The following is a 16789-nucleotide window of genomic DNA, read 5'->3' as shown; positions in this document are numbered from 1 at the left end:
AGCTCGTCATTCCGGCCGCGGGCCCCGTGTCGACTCCGTGGCGCCCGCATGCTCGTCACAAGCCGAGGCGATCGCGAAGTATCGAATGTGGAACCGACAGGTTACGGGCGTATAAATCATTTTCGCAGGGCTTACAGGGGTTGCATCGAATAGATCGCGCACCTCTATTCCATGTTCTACCATCGGCATCACGGTCTTCATTAAGCACATTGCACACCATTAATTCGTCGCTCCACTGAAGATCATTTGAGTCGGCGATTCCCACACGGGCAGGGAAATTTTCAACCTTCTTAGAGGTATTGGTACCTCGCTTCTCACCTGCGAAAACACTGAGTTCTCAAAGTCCGTGGAAACCATTTTGCAGCGCTTCGGAACGTCATTCGGAGTCGATGGTGAATGGACATTCAGAACACGAATTGTCAACAACATGACAACGCATTGTCGACGGCTGCAATCGTTCCATGTCTTGGGTAACGTGTCCTCTGGCGGGCGAAAGTCCGAACCATCAAATCAACCGAAAGGATGATCATCATGGAGAAGATCGATTTCAGCGATGTAGTCGAAGAAGAACTGAACGTTCTCGCCATGGCAGTGATCTACTAACGCCGCCTCGGAGTAGCAAGTAAAGGGGCCGAAGACCGATGCGTGTATCGCATCGTCTTCGGCGCCCTTCGCCCCGCATGCGATCGGAAACGAATACGGCAACGTTTGATCGGAGTGTTTCTATGAGTAGTCCGCTAGGCATCAACCGCACTCGCGACATATGGGAAGTGCTCATCAATGTGGAGGCGAGGAGAACCGGGCCGTTCGCGTTTCGCCATGCACCGCTCCTGGCGCTGGGCCACCTGGGCGAGGCGGCGGTTCCGATGTCCTCGCAGCTCTACCCCTCCGGTCTTCGCGCGCACCTCCTTCGAACATTCGGTCTCAGCTCCACCCACTCGCTCCTGGACAACGAGAACCCCGGCTTCGGCGATCGAAGCGAACCGTTCCAGGAACTCTCGCGCGACCTCCACCGGTATTCCCGGCTCAGCACCCTGCGCAAGGCCCAGGTGTGCGCCGCCTTGAACTGCCTGACGCACCAGCCCATCGTCAAGAAGCTCGCGTCGATCGATGGGCAACCCGAACAGGGACCGCATGGGATGCATCTGCTCTACGAGATCGCCCGGGCCGAGATCCGGGTCGACCCGAGGTCATCGTCGGCCCGCGAGAAGTTCGACCTGATCGTCAAGAACCAGGACCTTCGCTTCACCGCGATCAACGCAGCGATCCAGCTGGGCGCGTTGGAGATTCGAACCTATGATGACGTTGCGGCGGCCGAGGCCGCCGTCGCATCCGTAGCGACCCCGCAACGGGAACTCGAGCAGGCGGATCCGGACCTCCCGTCGCTGCTCGCACTCAGCAGGCTGTATCGCCTGATAGCGCTCATCGAACTGAAGAAGCGGAACATCGGTGCGGCGCGAGAGGCGCTGCGCGAATGCATGACCCATGCGGAAGCGATGATGGCACGAACCTCCGGAGAGGACGGTTATGGCCGACTCCTCGCCGAGGAGAACCACAAAATCGTCGTGGAGGTGCACTTCAAGGCCGCCGCGGGCGGGCGGGACCTCGACGGGGTGAACAAATGGGGTCGCAAATTGCTCGAGATCGACAATGAGGACCCCTATGTGTGGCAGCACATGTTCGAGTACTCGATGCGCATGGGGGCAATCGAGCCGGCGGTCGCGGCCCTCACCGGATTCACGGCCACCGGCGGACTCGGAGTTGAACTGGCCACCAGGGAACTGCTGCAATCGAAAGGCGCCGCAGAGGACTTCCAGGCTCAGTTCGTGCAGCAGCTCTACGCTCGCAACCCGTTCGTCGATGACCGATCCGCCGCCGGGCTGAAGGCGACGATATGATCGTCCCGCCGACTCCGCGCCATCCGCATGAGGGCCGAGACCTCGGCCCCGAATTCAATATCGCGCGAATCGGCGGCCCCGGCGGCGTATGGCGTTCGGTCGCGGTATTCGACGGCACGGTATACGCGCTCTCGGACATCGCCGGCGGACACAGTCTGGTGACGCTGTCGGAGACCGGGCAGGCGCTGACGGATTTCGCGCAGAGGTCGGCATTGGTGCTGGACGGCGGTGGGACGCTCGACGTGTACCACAAGCGGGGCGACACGGTCGAGGTCGACAGAAGCTCATTCGACGGAACGACATGGCGCACGCAAGCCAGTTCGTACGACCAGCTCAGTCCCACCACGATTCGAAGCGATTCCAGCGATCACCTGGCGGTGTACGCGAAGCGTCTCTACCCCGGGCTCTCCGAGTTCATTCCCGCGGCCGACGGGAAGATCCTCGGAGAGCACCGTTGGCGCGACCGCCTCACCGGGCGTCCCCTGATATACGGGGACCGCATCTGGTACCTGCGTGAACGATGGCCGAACCAGGAGCTCATCGCGCGCGACGAACAAGGCGACGTCATCACCGCACTCACCCTGCCCCCCGGGCATCTGGGGAGCATCGCAAGTGACGGAACGACCGTCGCGGGCGTCTGGAACGATGCGTACACGGCCGCTACCGGCGTCATCGCCACCTCATTCGAAGCGCTCGCGGAGAGCCTGTCACGGCACGCGAACGACCCCGTGTACCAGGAGTCGGCTTGCTACGCCTACTCGGCGAAGACCGTGGACACCATTCCGGTCGGAATCTATGAGCCCGACACACCGGCCGTCGGGACCATCGTCATGCTGCACGGCGGTCCTCATTCGACCTCGTGGCCCGCGAACCAGCCCCTCGTCAGTTACCTTGCCAGACAAGGGTGGCGTGTCGCCGTCCCGAATATCTGCTCAAGCTCGCTGGCGGAGCGATACCACCTCTGCGAGGAACTGGGAAGTGACGACGCGCGTGAGGTCGCAACCCTGGCCCGGCACTTTCAAGCCCGTGGCCCGGTCGTCGTGTTGGGGATCAGCTACGGCGTATACGTCGGCGCGAGGGCCGTGTCGCTCGACGCTCCGATCGACGGCCTGATCGCGATGTCCGGGTTCATGACCGCTTCGTCCTTGGACTCCTCGAGCCATCCGATGGTGGTCGCGCTCAGAACGAAGCATCGTCTGCCGGAGACGGACGCCGCAAAGCTGCGGAGGGTCCCCACGATCGTTGTTCACGGCCGACGCGATGTCCGCGTGCCGGTGGCGAGTCAGCGCAAAGCGGCAGAGGACATCGCGGCGCTCGATTTTGTCGAACTCGCAGAAGAAGGGCATGAGATCAAGTCCGACCGGGCCGTGGCGACGGCTTACCCGCGAATCGCCTCATGGCTTTCGGCGACACAGGTTTCGATGGCGAGGTAGGCAGTGAAAGAGACCGGAATCTTGACTGACACCACTGAAACCCTGGAGAACGGTCATGCCATTCGATCGGCGCTGACGCAGTTGCCGCGATCGGTCGCCGTCGTCTCGTGCTCGCATCGCGATGTCGTCAACGGACTGACTGTCAGCACGCTTTCGTGCCCGACGTATGAACCACCGCGGCTGGCCGCATCGATCAGGCGGGGTTCGAGCACACTGGCGAGCATCAAGCTGGCCGAGATGTTCGATGTCCATCTCCTGCGGGACGACCAACTGGATATAGCCGACGACTGCGCAGGCGACGCTCCGTCCATGCACCGCGCTCTGAAGGCGATCTATTCCGCGACCGAAGCCGACTATCTGGCGCGGTTCCGCTGCTCGTTCGAGTCCGTCACCCCTGTCGGAGACTATGAGCTGATCATAGGTTTGATTACCGACGCTAGTGTGGGCGTGGGGCAACCGCTGCTTCGGTACGGGAAGCGGTTCGTCGGCGTCGGCAGTTCGATCATCGAGTGACGCAGCCGAATACGTGACCCTCTGAGAGCATTGGACCTTGCCATGACAGCGAATCCGCCAGACCCGGCCCCGACGAGTCCGAGCCTCTTCCGGGATTCCAGGTTCCGGCGCTATTTCGTTTCTGCCATCAGCAGTTCGGTCGGGTATCGCCTCTGGATGTTCATCGTCCCCATGGTGGCGATCTTCCTGGTGGACGCGAGTGACTTCCAAGTGGGCCTGCTGCACGCGGTCATGACGAGCGTGGGCGTGCTCATCAGCCTCCCGGTCGGCGTCTGGCTGGACCGGCTGCCGCTCAAGGCCGTTCTCGTTTGCGCATTGCTCGGAGGGGGGATCATCGCCCTCATAATCCCGTTCGCCTGGTGGTCGGGCGTGCTCTCCTTCGGCCTCCTGGCGGTGGTGGCGTTCGCCGCCGCAGTGAGCAATGTGCTGTATGAAACCGCTCGGCAGAGCATTCTGCCGCTGCTGGTCGACCGCTCGAAGGTAGTGGAGGCGAACTCCCGCCTCTCGGGGGTGGTGCAGGCGTCCAACTTCGCGGGGCCCTCGCTCGGCGGGCAGATCATGGCGTTCTTCTCGGCTCCCATCACCGTTATTGCGAGCGCCATTGGACTGCTGTTCTCAGGGTTGTATCTCCTCGGCGTGAAGGTGGAGCAACCTGAACGCGAGGCGAAGCAGGATTCGAATCTGCTGCGTGACATCGGAATCGGGTTGCGATTCGTCATGACGCATAAGATCCTGGGGCCGATAGCGGGAAGCAATATGCTGACCAACCTGGCGATGTCCGCGTACATGGCCGTCTACATCTTGTTCATGGCGCGCACGCTCGGTGCGTCGCCAGGTGTCATCGGCATCGTCCTGGCAATAGGGTCCGTGGGCGGTATAGCGGGTGCATTCGCTTCGAAGCGGATAACCAATCGCCTGGGTCAGGGGCCGGTGCTGCTGTATTCCCTGCTGCTGTTGCCCGCCACCATCGTGCTCTTTCCTCTGGCCACCCCGGAACTCTTGATACCGATCGGCGGACTGGCAGGCGCGGGGACCGGAGCGGCCATCGCTTCATACAATGTCGTCCAAATCAGTGCCAGACAACTGCTGACCCCGGGGGACCTGCTGGGACGGGTCATGGCGACCTTCCGATTCCTCAACTTCCTCATGGCGCCGGCAGGAGCGCTGCTGGGCGCAATGTTGGCATCTAGTTGGGGGCCACGGGAAGCGCTGATATCGGCGGCAGTGCTGTCATTGTTCGCCAGCTTGCCGATCGTATTCTCCGCAGTTCGCAAGCAACGTGACTTCTCGCAGGAGAAGGTCGAGACGGCCACTTCCTCCTGACAGCGGCCTCGGGGTCGTTCCTCCTATCGGAGTGGTTGTCCAGCCACCGGAGCTGCCTGGAGTTGCCTGGAGCAGTCCGGAGCAGCCCGGAACAGCCCGGAGCCGCGTGGACCTGCGTGGACCTGCCCGGACCGGATCGGGCCGGTGCGCGGTCAGAGCGGGCAGCGACGAGAGGTAGGCAGTGGGGCCGGTCGGCTTGTCGGCCTTGCGGGGGTTGATAGTCGAAGTCAGAGCGGGCACCGACGAGGAGGTAGGGGGTGGGCGGCGCGGCCGTCTCGGGCTTTCCGGTCGCAGTTCTCTTCCCGTCTTTCCTTGTCTTGTAGGGGTGTTGGGTCGGTGTCCCGGTGTCCCGGTGTCCCGGTGTCCCGGGGTTCGGCGGTTCCGGCGGGTTCGGCGGGCGGTGGGGGATTGGCGGTACAGGGGTGCAGCGGTGCAGCGGTGCGCGAGTCGTGGCAGCCGGAGCCGGAGCCGGAGCCGGAGCCGGAGCCGCAGCCGCAGCCGCAGCGGTGGCGGCGGTGCGTCGCGGCGGTGCGTGGTGGCGCGCTACGCGGGGCGCGGGACTGTGGGGGAGGTGGCCGATTTGTGTGGGCCCGAGGGATCGGGGTGTCAATACTGAGGGATCAAGGCCTGGACATGCTGGGGTGCCCGATCCCTCTTGGGGATTCGGGCTTGAGCGCTATGTGGTGTGCGCTCCCCCGACGGTCTCCCGTCGGGGCGGCCTAACACCTCGGCGGGTGTGGTGAACCGTTCTCGGAGTTTCGCTTTGGCTCGATCGACAGCTTGTTTGGCCTGTGTCATCGCGTAGGCGTCGAGAGTGTCTTTCAAGTCGCGGTTGCCGATCCCGGTTTGTTCCTCGGGGTATAGGCCTGTCGGGAAGTCGTCTTCGAGGCCGTCTCTGAAGTCCGCTTCGAGGTCCTCACTGGAGCGGTGGTCGGCGCACCCGCACCCGTCCGTGTCGTATTCGGCCATGTCGGCCGTGATGGCTGCATCGTGATCGTGGTGGACGATGAGCGCCTGGCCGGGGCCGGTCTTGGTGACGTTCCAACCAGGAGTGTGGATGCGGCCGTGGTGGAAGCGGCAGAGGAGGATCAGGTTCTCCGCGACCGTTTCGCCACCGTTCGCCCAGTGGATCAGGTGGTGAGCCTCGGTCCATTCGACCGGGGCCTGGCAGCCGTGCCAGGCACACCCGCCCTGCTGTTCCAGTTCCAGCTTGCGGCGCAGGGCAGCGGTGGGGAGGCGGAAGGCCCGACCGAGCTCCACGGCTTCACCGGTGGCGTAGTCGAACACCCCGGGGATGATCACTGCCTCGCACGCAAGCAAGCGGGCCCTGGCGACACTGATGGGGCGGCCTTCGAGAAGGGGGAGGCGGCCGGTGTCCTTGCCCTGCAATGTCTCGATATCGACGACCAGATTGAGCGTGGCAGTGTGGCCGTGCCGGGTGGGGGCGTCCCCGGATGCGCCATAGGAGGCGAGCATCTGGTGCAGGGCCTCGGCATTCCGGTTCGCTTGGGGAGGCAGGTCCCCTTCGGTGTCGGTCTCGTCCTGGCGGGGCGGGGGCACGGAGGTGGTCAGCAGCTTGGCGAAGAGGGCACCGGTGTCGGCCGACAGCTGCCCATTGAGGCCCCACATGCCGTTGTCCTGCTCCCACAGGTCCAAGTGCTGAAGCGACTGCTCACCAAGGCCCTCGAACAGTTCGGCGGACTCTGCCAGAGAGGCTTCGAGTTCGGCCAGGTGAGCCCGGAGGTCGGCATACGGGGCATGCGCGCAGTACTGGGCTACCAGTGTTTCAGGCGTCGTGCACAGCATCTCCGGGTCGAATGGAGAGGGCACTGGCTCGCGATAGGGAGTTCGGGCATACAAGCGCATGGCAGGGGTGCGGTCGAGGGACCGGACGGCGTAGGCGACCTGGTCGATCCGGGCCGTCTGCGAGAGTGCGGACTCGGTCAATACCGCGAACTTCCGTGAGCGCTGGGCAATGGCGGCGATGTCCGCGGCAGTGCGGTTGTGGAAGTCGAACTTGGCGACCAGCCAGGCCTTGGGGCCGGCGAACCCGTCGAAGTCCCGGCCCAGTTTCCAGTTCAGCGCTTCGATCACTGAAGACAGTGCCGTGGCATGAACCGTGTTGATCAGCGCGGCCGCATCATCGAGGGCAGCGGTGACCTTCTCGTGCCGGGCTCGGCGATCCGAACCCAAAGGTGCAGAAGCGGAAGGGGGCGTGGGGGTGCCGGGGCAGGAGGAGCCGAGATCGGTGGCGGTTGCTGTCGTAGTTGCCATCCCGCTCACCTCCTTCGCGATCCATACGGGCTTCTGGTTTCCGTCCTTCTGTTCTATGTTTCAAGTGTCCATTTACGGCAAATCTGGATCCACTAACGACAAAGAGACGTGGGTCATATTCGTAGGTCGGCCCGGCCCGATTGGTCCGGCCAGTCCGGTGAGTTCGGTCGGCCAGTCCGGCCCGGTCCGTCTGGTTGTCCCAGTCGGCCCAGGCCGACATCGGTTGTATTGGGGCGCAAGGTAATCCGACCGGATCGTCGCATCTCCGCCCGCCCCGCATCCGTCCTCTTCGTCGCTGCCCGCTCTAACCGCTACGGAAGCGGATCGTCTAGTCGGAGAGATGACCTGATCAGCGGCCGTAGCCCACCCGATCCGCGAGCCAGCCGGCCATCGCGCGATCTGCGGTCGCGGTGTCGATCGCGTCCTGGTCGATGCCGCGACCTGCGGCGTGCGCGGCGGAGGGGGCGGCGGCGGTGACGAGCCTTGTGGGCGATTGCTTCCGCGATACGAACTGCGGCTCTCCCCGCAGTGCCGGGAGAGCCGCTAGGTTGATTCGCGATGCCAAGTCGCGTGATTCAGGGTGCCTGCCGGTGGGGCCGACAGGTCACCGCTGGGCGGCGCTGAGCAGGCTCGTGAAGTCCGAAGCCCGCAGGTCGAAGATTGGCGAGTTGTCGCCGAGCTTCGAGTCGCGCACCTGGAACGCGCCCTCGCTGACCCGGGCTTCCACGCAGTCCGACTGCTGGTCACCCTGGCTGCGAGACGATTTCCGCCACTCGGTAGTCATGCCAGATACTCCTCCAGTGCTTCCGAATTGCCTTGAGCGCTCGTGAAGAGCCGCTCGAAGAAGAAGACTACTTCCGAGCGCTCGATGTAACGGCAGCCGTCCCTTGATTCCAGGTAGGCGATCGGCGGCATGTCCGGTGAAGTTGTCAGGAGTTTGAACGGAGACCCGGCGGCCGCGTGTAGGCCAGTGAGGATGCGGACTGATGCGTTCGGCAGGGCGTTCACTTCCCGCAATCGTGCGATCTGCCCATCGCGGACCGGTTCGGGGAGCCGCATCAGGTAGTGCATCGCACCTGCACCGATGAGGAACTCCATCTGCGGGTTGTCCTTCCGGCCGAAGATGAGCTTCTGCCGGTGCACACGCAGAGCCCGGATCTTCTCGGCGACCTCGGGCGGCACCGGAAGTTGCACCGCTTGCAGTGCAAGAAGGTACTCAGGAGTTTGCAGCAGCCCGGGAATCACCTCAGACTCGAACATCCTGATGAGGGTGGCGATCTGCTCCGATTCGAGGAACAGCGGGAAGTCCGGGCTGATCACCTCCTCGCTGCTGGCATCGAAATACGCCTCCCACCAGCCGCGTTCGGCACTGCGCGCCCACAGCGCCAGCAGATAGCTGCGTTCCTTGTCGTCCACATCGTAATGGCGGCACAGCGATTCGATCACCGGTCGCTTGGTTCCTTGGACGCCCTTCTCGATGCGGTCGATGGTCTTGCGGCTCATACCGATGGAGTCACCTACCGCTGCCGGTGATTCTCGGGTGCCGTCCCGAAGTCGTTGGAGTCGAAGGCCGAGGGCCCTGCGGGCGAGAGTCGGTTGCTCACTCATCGTTGCAGTATGCATACGAACACCAAGGGTCGCAACCCCCATGGACACCATGGCTAGGTCGGAATGTCCAAGGTGGTTCCTCTTCCACCTGCGGCGTTGCGCAGCTTACGGTCGAAGAGTCCCGCAAAGACTGACGGCCCGCCGGTTCGACTGGACATCTCCCGGCGGCCCGTCTCATCAGAGATTGGACCTCCGATGGCACTGACCAGAATACTTGCGGATCTCGCCGCCGACCAAGGCGAATTGATCCCACCGCGCATGGACCTCGCGGCCGAGTGGGAGACGCCCGAGCGCGTCAAATTCGAGCTGTGGGTAGACCCGGCGGTCGGCGACGGCATCATCCTCTCCATCATCGATGGCCCCGCCGAGATCGCCGGGGATGTCCTGATCTCCGGCGACCAGCTATGCGTCACTTGGCGAGGCGACATCACCGACTGGCCCCGCGACTGGCTCAATGCCCAGCGCGCACACGCCGCGTTCCTCTACCTCGGGGAGTGCCAATGAACACCCTCGGCAGCTTCGTCTTCGCCGATATGACCATCGAGGTCGAGTCGCTGCGCAACGCACAACTCGGATTCGAAGTCTTCTGGCTCCTGCGCACCCGACCAAACCCGAGACTCACCGTCGCCGTCCGCAGGCCCTCCGGGATCGCCGTCGCGAACCGACTCGCCGTCGATCCGATCGGCCTCGACACCGCGCTCGCCGAGTTCCTCAAACGCCGCTCTGACTCCTCGTAAGACCGAGGCGCCGAACGTGATGCCCGCCTCTGTCTCCCTGGCGCCGGTGTTAATGGATTGCCGGTTGTCGGACCCGCACTTTACGCTCGGCAAGTGAGGTTCCTCCGCGCTCCCGAACTGCCGCTCGATGATCCCCTGGTGTCCGACGGGGCCACCGGTCGGTCGAGCGAACCCCCGAGCAGCCCTTGGCATTTCTTCCTCTGGCTGGCCAGTCGCCGCAAGGGGCTGATGGTCGCCGCGCTGTTCACTTCGGCGATCGCCCTCGGGCTGCTGCCGGTGCTGCCGTATTTCCTGACGGGCGCGGTCGACTACGGTCTGGCCGAACGGGACTGGGGCGCCCTGACGCTGTGGTCGCTCGGATTGGTCGCGGCCGGGTTCGCCTCGGCCGTCATGATCGTGTGGTCCCACCGCCTCACCGTCTGGTGGCGAGCCGACTCGTCCTACCGGGCGCTGCAACTGGTCACCCGCCATGTCAACCGACTCGGCGACGAACTGCACCGCCGCGCCACCACCGGCGAGGTCGTCGCCGTCGGCGTCAGCGACATGCAGCGCATCTCCCAGGCCGTGGACTCGCTCTCGCCGATGATCGGCTGCGTCGTCGGGCTCCTCGCCGTCGGCATCCTGCTGTTCAACACCTCCGTCGCCCTCGGCCTGACGATCTTCATCGGGGTCTTCGCCGTCGGCCTCATCACCGGCCCCGTCCTCTCCAGACTGCAACGGCGCCAAGAGGCCTACCGGGATCGCATCGGCGACATCACCGACCGCGCCTCCGACATCGTCTCCGGGCTGCGAGTACTGCGCGGCATCGGCGGCGAGGCCCGCTTCAGCGCCACCTACCGGCGCGACTCGCAGCAGCTGCGCAAGGCCGGCTACAAGGTCGCCACCCCCATCGCCTGGCTGGGCGCCCTCGGCGAGGGCACCCCGGCGATCCTGCTGGGCGTCGTGGTGTGGGTGTCGGCCCGGCTCGTCGCCACCGGTGACATCAGCGCCGGCCAGATGGTCGCCGCCTTCGGCTACACCAGCGCGCTCATGATGCCCGTCAACTGGCTCATCGGCGTCTCCTACCGCGTCATCGAGGGCCGCGTCGCCTGCGGCAAGGTGTGCGCGCTGCTGGCCGTTCCCGCCCGCCCGGAGGCCGAGAACCCCGTCGCTGGCCCCCAGGCCGGCGCCGAACTCCACGACCCCGAATCGGGCCTGACCGTCGCCGGCTCCGAACTCGTCGCCGTCGCCTCCTCCGACTCCGACGGCATCGCCGACGTCTTCGACCGCCTCGGCGGCTATGCCGACTCCGGTGCGCGCTTCGGCGAGGTCGAACTCGCCCAGATGGATCGCGACGAAGTACGCCGTCGCGTCCTGGTCGCCGAACACGACGCCTACCTGTTCGCCGGGACCCTCGCCGAGGTCGTCGCCGCCCGCGACGGCGCAGGCCGCGTCCAGGCCGCCGTCGACGCCGCCTCCGCGAACGACGTGGTCGACTCGCTGCCCGACGGGCTCGATACCGAAGTGGACAACCAGGTCCGCACCCTCTCCGGTGGCCAGCGCCAGCGCCTGCGCCTGGCCCGCGCGATCGCCGCCGACCCCGAGGTGCTGCTGCTCCACGAGCCGACCTCCGCGGTCGACTCCCACACCGAGTCCCGCATCGTCGACGGCCTCACCGCCGCCCGCCGGGGCCGGGCCACGGCCATCGCCACCACCTCGCCGTTGTGGCTCGGCCGCGCCGACCGGGTCGTCTTCGTGCGCGAGGGCAAGGTGGCGGCGGTCGGCTCCCACCTCGAACTGACCGCCGGCCATGCCGAGTACCGCGCCCTGGTCACCCGGGAGGACTAGTAGATGAGCATCCAGACCGTGAACGCCCCCAAGGCCTCCAGTGGGAACCTGCTGCCCATCGCCGAGCGGGCCGAGGTCCGGCACGCCTTTGTGCGGCTGCTGCTCTCGGAGAAGCGGCGGGTCGCGCTGGCGATCGGCCTGCACCTGATCGCCGCGGTCGCCTCGGCCGTCGCTCCGCTGCTGCTGGGCGAGATCATCGACGCCCTCGGCGCCGGGGGCTCGGTCGCGGACGTCGACCGGCTGGCCCTCGGCATCGGTGCGGCCGCCCTCGCCGTCCTCGTCTTCACCTGGGCGGGCACGTTCGTCGCCCACCGGCTGGGGGAGCGGCTGTCTGCGACGATGCGCGAGCGGTTCGTGGACCAGTGTCTGCGCCTGCCCATGCCGGTGGTCGAACGGGCCGGGTCGGGCGACCTGATGACCCGCTCCTCCGGTGACGTGCCCGAGGCGGGCGGTCTGTTCCGCGACGGCGTCCCCCAGGTCACCGTCTCGGTTCTGAAGGTCGTCGTCTATCTCTCGGCGATGGTGTGGGTCAGTCCGCTGCTGGCGCTGTGCATGCTGGTGGCGGTCCCGACCATCACGATCGGCACCCGCTGGTACCTCAAGCGGGCCCGCGCCGGGTATCTCAATGAGCGCAAGGCGGAGTCGACGATCGGCGACACCATGGCGGCCTCGGCCGACGGCGCCCGCACCACCGCGACCTACCGGCTGCGTCCGGTCCGCGACCGGGCCGGGGACGACACGGTCGCCGGGCACTGGAGCGCCGCCCGCTACACCCTGTTCCTGCGCAGCGTGTTCTTCCCGTTCCTCGACGGCACCTACGCGCTGCCGACCGCGGCCGTCCTGCTCATCGGCGGTGCCTTCTACTTCGATGGCGCGGTCAGTCTCGGCATGGTCGCCAGCTGCGCGGTCCTGACCCGCCAGATCATGTTCCCGCTCGACCACATCCTCATGTGGATCGAGAAGGTCCAGCGCGGCTTCGCGGCCCTGGCCCGGGTCGAGGGCGTCTCGGGCATCCAGGACGTCGACGAGGGCGCGACCGATCGCCGTCCCGAGGACGGTGCGGTTGCGCTGCACGGCGTCCGCTACGCCTATCCCGGCGGCGGCGATGTCCTCCACGGTGTGGATCTGGAGGTGCCGGCCGGCCAGCGCCTGGCCGTGGTCGGTCCCTCGGGTGCGGGCAAGTCGACCCTGGCCCGGCTCATCTCCGGCGCCGACGTGCCCCGTGACGGCGCCGTCACCATCGGCGGCGTCGATGTGGCCGCCCTGCCTTTGTCCGAGCGCCGCAGCCGCGTCACCCTGGTCACCCAGGAGCACCACGTGTTCACGGCGACGCTGCGCGACAACCTGGTCCTGGCCAAGTCCGAGGCGGACGACGCCGAGCTGGAGCGGGCGCTGGCCGCCGTCGGCGCCGACTGGGCGTTCGACCTGCCCGACGGGCTCGACACCGAACTGGGCGGCACCGCAAGGGAACTAGACGCGGCCTCGGCGCAGCAGATCGCGCTGGCCCGCATTATCTTGGCCGACCCGGACGTGGTGATTCTGGACGAGGCGACCGCCATGCTCGACCCGCGGGCCGCGCGCGACACCGAGCGGGCGCTCGGCGCGGTCCTGGAGGGGCGCACGGTCATTGCGATCGCCCACCGGCTCCACACCGCCCACGACGCGGACCGCATCGCGGTGGTGGAGGAAGGACTGGTGGCGGAGTTGGGAAGCCATGACGGGTTGATCGCCCTCGACGGGCACTACGCGGGTCTGTGGCGGGCCTGGCACGGCGAGTTCGCCTCCGCCGAGGCCTGAGAACCCAAGGGGCCCAGGTATTAGGCCCTGAAGACGAAGTTGGGCCCCGAGCTTTCGCCCGGGGCCCACGCTGGTTCGAGAACACCACCACAAGTCGGAACACCCACCGACTCGTTTTTAGCAAGGAAACAGAAAGGAAACCAGGAAACCCGTTCCGAACCAGCAACGAGAGAGTATCACGTCACACTTGCTTTGGCCAGAGCAGGTTTGAGCAGGGGCCCCGTCGTCACGCTCGGGTGAATATCTCGACGGGGCCACCGGTCGTGGGCGAAATGTGCCAGGGACTGTCGCGCTCCAGGTGGGCGCCCTTGGCGCCTAATCGAACCCGTCGAGATGCCGCCCGGATGCCCCTGGGGCAATTTCATTGTGTCTTTTGCCATAGGGCGCCGAGTACGGGCGGGCGAGGACTGGTCCACTTCCTCGGTTCACCGCGAAGACACCGCGACCAGGACTTACCGGTGCCCAAGGGAACCGTGGAGTTCACCTGCGGCTGTTAGCGTCGGGCCCTGCCGTCGCCCCAGATCGCGGCGGTTCCGTTTCGCTGAATCGAACCTTCACGAGGCAGGCAATGAACTTGAGGATCCCCTACCGCGGCTTGGTGGTCGGCGCCGTGGCCTTCGGCCTTGGAACGATGTGGCAGGCGCGGCGACGTCGGGGGGCGGCGATCACCGAGCTCACCGAGAAATTGGCGCGCTTCCAGGCGGCGCAGGAGGCCACCCGCGCGGAACTCGCATCGATGCCCAAGTCGACCCGGAAGCTGATGCGGGAGTGGAGCCAGGTCGTCTACACGGAAGTCGAGGACCTCATGGCGCTGTACCGCGACATCGGCCCGGAACAGGCGCTGCCCCGTATGCACGGGTGGGCGGCCGGGCCCGATCTCGCCAGGTTCCTGTACCTCGAAGTGGTTGAGCGGGGGCGCAGCGCCGTCCTCGAATGCGGCTCGGGGAGCACCACGGTGATCCTCGCGTACGCCTGCCGCGCCGTCGGCAAGGGCCGGGTGTTCGCGCTGGAACATAACCCGCGGTTCGCCTCGGCCACCAGGAAGATGCTTGAGGAGCGGGGTCTGTCCGAGTGGGCCGAGGTCGTCGACGCGCCGCTCACCGAGGTGAGCGTCGGCGGCGGCACACAGCTCTGGTACGACCCCGCGGTGATCCCCGACCAGTCCTTCGACCTGGTGTTGGTCGACGGTCCTCCCGGAAGCGTCGGGCCGCAGGCCCGCTACCCCGCGGTGCCGCTGCTCGTCGACCGGCTCACCGAGGACGCGATGGTGGTTCTCGATGACGCCAGGCGCACCGACGAGCGCGACATCGGAGAGCGCTGGGCCGCCGAGCACGACGGCTTCGGGCTCGAATGGTTCACCCACGACCACGGCACGCTCGTGCTCCGCAACAACGCGGACGACGAGCCGGACCCGGATCCGCGCGCCGTGTAGCTGTGTCCGGATTCTCGGCGACCCCACTTGGGTTTTCCCTTAGGCCACACAGGGCGGGGCCGAGATTCGGCCCCGCCCTGTGACGACCTAGACTCGACAGGTCTTCCCGCAGCTAGTAACCGTTAGGAAACACCTGTCGTGAGTACGATTTCACGCGAGGAAGTCGCGCACCTGGCGCGGCTGGCCCGCCTCGAAGTCACCGATGACGAGCTCGACGCCTTCGCGGGCCAGCTCGACGTCATCCTCGAATCGATGAAGACGCTCGCCGAGGTCGACACGGACGGCGTCCAGCCGACCTCGCAGGCGGTGCCGCTGGTGAACGTGTTCCGGGAAGACCAGCCTCAGCCCTCCCTGCCCCGCGACGCCGCACTGGCCGGCGGCCCCGACACCTTCGAGGACCGCTTCCGCGTCCCGCGCATCCTGGACGAGGAGGCCTAGACATGAGCGACCGCATCATCGACCAGACCGCCGCGGAACTGTCCGCCGGCATCCGCGAGGGGCGCTACACCTCCGTCGAGGTCACCACCGCATTCCTCGACCGCATCGACGCGATCGACGGCACCGTCAAGGCGTTCCTCCACGTCGACCGTGAAGGCGCGCTCGCCACCGCCGCCGAAGTCGACGCCGACATCGCGGCCGGCAAGGAGACCTTCGCGTTGGCAGGCGTTCCCATCGCGATCAAGGACGTCGTGGTCACCAAGGGCATGCCGACCACCGCGGCCTCCAAGATCCTCGAAGGCTGGATCCCGCCCTACGACGCGACCATCGTCGAGCGCATCAAGACCGCGAGGATGCCGATCCTCGGCAAGACCAACATGGACGAGTTCGCCATGGGGTCCTCCACCGAGTACTCCGCCTACGGCAAGACCCTCAACCCCTGGGACACCGGGCGCATCCCCGGCGGCTCCGGCGGTGGCTCGGCCGCGGCCGTCGCGGCCAAGATGGCCCCGCTCGCGATCGGCACCGACACCGGCGGCTCCATCCGCCAGCCCGGCGCCGTCACCGGCACCTTCGGCGCCAAACCCACCTACGGGTCCAACTCCCGCTACGGGCTCATCGCGTTCTCCTCGTCCTTGGACACCCCGGGGCCGGTGGCGCGCAACGCCCTCGACGCGGCCCTGCTCCACGAGGCCATCTCCGGGCACGACCCGCGGGACTCCACCGCCATCGACGCGCCCGTCCCGCCGGTCGTCGCGGCCGCCCGCGCCGGTGCGACCGGCGACCTCTCCGGAGTCAAGCTCGGCGTCGTCAAGGAGTTCAAGGAAGGTTCCGACGCCGCCGAACCGGGCGTCATCGCCGCCTACGAGGCCGCCGTCGAGCAGCTCGTGAAGCTCGGTGCCGAGATCGTCGAGGTCTCCTGCCCGTCCTTTGCGTACGCGCTGCCGACCTACTACCTCATCGCCCCGTCCGAGGCCAGCTCCAACCTGGCCCGCTACGACGGCGTCCGCTACGGCCTGCGCGCCGGCGACGACGGCAAGCACTCGCTCGAAGAGGTCATGAGCCTCACCCGCGAGGCCGGCTTCGGCCCCGAGGTCAAGCGCCGCATCATCCTCGGCACCTACGCGCTCAGCGCCGGCTACGTCGACGCGTTCTACGGCAAGGCCCAGAAGGTCCGCACGCTCATCAAGCAGGACTTCGAGCAGGCCTTCGAGTCCGTCGACGCGATCATCAGCCCCACGACCCCGTTCGTGGCCTTCAAGTTCGGCGAGCGCACCGGCGACCCGTACCAGATGTACCTCGCCGACCTGTACACGATTCCGTCCAACCTCTACGGCGGCCCGGGCGTCTCCGTCCCCGTCGGACTCTCCGAGGGCATGCCCGTCGGCCTCCAGGTCATGGGCCCGGTCATGGGCGACGACATCACCTACCGCGTCGCGGCCGCTTTCGAATCCACGCAGGACACCCTGCTGGCCGACACCGCGCCCGAGATCGAGGGGAAGTAGCGAC

At 66.4% G+C, this 16789-nt stretch carries 15 protein-coding genes; 11 read left to right on the top strand and 4 right to left on the bottom strand.

All coding sequences use genetic code 11. From position 1 onward, the window contains the following. The first annotated feature begins 725 nt into the window (after positions 1 to 725). From FAB82_RS19680 to FAB82_RS19665, 4 genes are read left to right on the top strand one after another with little or no spacing between them, the layout of a single operon-like run. The gene (locus FAB82_RS19680) at positions 726 to 1898 is read left to right on the top strand and encodes a hypothetical protein (RefSeq protein WP_136536237.1); all 1173 of its coding nucleotides are present in this window, start codon (positions 726 to 728) and stop codon (positions 1896 to 1898) included. Then, the gene (locus tag FAB82_RS19675) at positions 1895 to 3331 is read left to right on the top strand and encodes an alpha/beta hydrolase (RefSeq protein WP_136536236.1); all 1437 of its coding nucleotides are present in this window, start codon (positions 1895 to 1897) and stop codon (positions 3329 to 3331) included. The genes FAB82_RS19680 and FAB82_RS19675 overlap by 4 nt, the downstream gene beginning before the upstream one ends. 21 nt (positions 3332 to 3352) lie before the next feature. After that, positions 3353 to 3844 (top strand): flavin reductase family protein, encoded by a 492-nt coding sequence (locus FAB82_RS19670; protein ID WP_168801679.1) that lies wholly within the window; start codon positions 3353 to 3355, stop codon positions 3842 to 3844. Positions 3845 to 3886: 42 nt separating this feature from the next. Continuing rightward, entirely contained in the window at positions 3887 to 5167 is a 1281-nt protein-coding gene (locus FAB82_RS19665) for an MFS transporter (protein ID WP_136536234.1), read from the top strand. A gap of 606 nt (positions 5168 to 5773) precedes the next feature. On the opposite strand, the gene FAB82_RS19660 is transcribed toward FAB82_RS19665, so the two are convergent. The 4 genes from FAB82_RS19660 to FAB82_RS19645 form a co-directional block, all read right to left on the bottom strand. Further along, complete coding sequence (locus tag FAB82_RS19660) at positions 5774 to 7441, bottom strand: HNH endonuclease signature motif containing protein (protein ID WP_136536233.1); 1668 nt, start codon at positions 7439 to 7441, stop codon at positions 5774 to 5776. Positions 7442 to 7790: 349 nt separating this feature from the next. Further along, positions 7791 to 8006, bottom strand: a complete 216-nt coding sequence (locus tag FAB82_RS19655; RefSeq protein ID WP_136536232.1) for a hypothetical protein — start codon at positions 8004 to 8006, stop codon at positions 7791 to 7793. A 39-nt stretch (positions 8007 to 8045) separates the two neighbouring features. After that, complete coding sequence (locus FAB82_RS19650; RefSeq protein WP_136536231.1) at positions 8046 to 8225, bottom strand: DUF397 domain-containing protein; 180 nt, start codon at positions 8223 to 8225, stop codon at positions 8046 to 8048. Next, positions 8222 to 9049 carry a helix-turn-helix domain-containing protein gene (locus tag FAB82_RS19645; protein ID WP_246039737.1) on the bottom strand — a complete coding sequence of 276 codons (828 nt, stop codon included), beginning with the start codon at positions 9047 to 9049 and terminating at the stop codon, positions 8222 to 8224. The genes FAB82_RS19650 and FAB82_RS19645 overlap by 4 nt, the downstream gene beginning before the upstream one ends. Before the next feature lie 195 nt (positions 9050 to 9244). Between FAB82_RS19645 and FAB82_RS19640 the strand changes: the two genes are divergently transcribed. The 7 genes from FAB82_RS19640 (at position 9245) to gatA (ending at position 16785) form a co-directional block, all read left to right on the top strand. Continuing rightward, complete coding sequence (locus FAB82_RS19640; RefSeq protein WP_136536229.1) at positions 9245 to 9553, top strand: hypothetical protein; 309 nt, start codon at positions 9245 to 9247, stop codon at positions 9551 to 9553. Continuing rightward, entirely contained in the window at positions 9550 to 9786 is a 237-nt protein-coding gene (locus FAB82_RS19635; RefSeq protein WP_136536228.1) for a hypothetical protein, read from the top strand. The genes FAB82_RS19640 and FAB82_RS19635 overlap by 4 nt, the downstream gene beginning before the upstream one ends. Before the next feature lie 93 nt (positions 9787 to 9879). After that, the gene (locus tag FAB82_RS19630; protein ID WP_136536227.1) at positions 9880 to 11613 is read left to right on the top strand and encodes an ABC transporter ATP-binding protein; all 1734 of its coding nucleotides are present in this window, start codon (positions 9880 to 9882) and stop codon (positions 11611 to 11613) included. 3 nt (positions 11614 to 11616) lie between these two features. Next, positions 11617 to 13410 (top strand): ABC transporter ATP-binding protein, encoded by a 1794-nt coding sequence (locus FAB82_RS19625; RefSeq protein WP_136536226.1) that lies wholly within the window; start codon positions 11617 to 11619, stop codon positions 13408 to 13410. Positions 13411 to 13978: 568 nt separating this feature from the next. Further along, complete coding sequence (locus FAB82_RS19620) at positions 13979 to 14842, top strand: class I SAM-dependent methyltransferase (protein WP_136536225.1); 864 nt, start codon at positions 13979 to 13981, stop codon at positions 14840 to 14842. A gap of 138 nt (positions 14843 to 14980) precedes the next feature. Continuing rightward, a complete protein-coding gene (gene gatC / locus FAB82_RS19615; protein ID WP_136536224.1) occupies positions 14981 to 15280 on the top strand; it encodes an Asp-tRNA(Asn)/Glu-tRNA(Gln) amidotransferase subunit GatC in 300 nt (99 codons plus the stop codon). A 2-nt stretch (positions 15281 to 15282) separates the two neighbouring features. Then, positions 15283 to 16785, top strand: a complete 1503-nt coding sequence (gene gatA, locus FAB82_RS19610; protein ID WP_136536223.1) for an Asp-tRNA(Asn)/Glu-tRNA(Gln) amidotransferase subunit GatA — start codon at positions 15283 to 15285, stop codon at positions 16783 to 16785. Positions 16786 to 16789: the final 4 nt, after the last annotated feature.

Origin of the sequence: Glycomyces buryatensis (assembly GCF_004912275.1) — a bacterium.
Lineage (GTDB): Bacteria > Actinomycetota > Actinomycetes > Mycobacteriales > Micromonosporaceae > Glycomyces > Glycomyces buryatensis.
The sequence above is the reverse complement of the archived record's forward strand: the minus strand, read 5'-3'. Positions and strand labels throughout refer to the sequence as shown.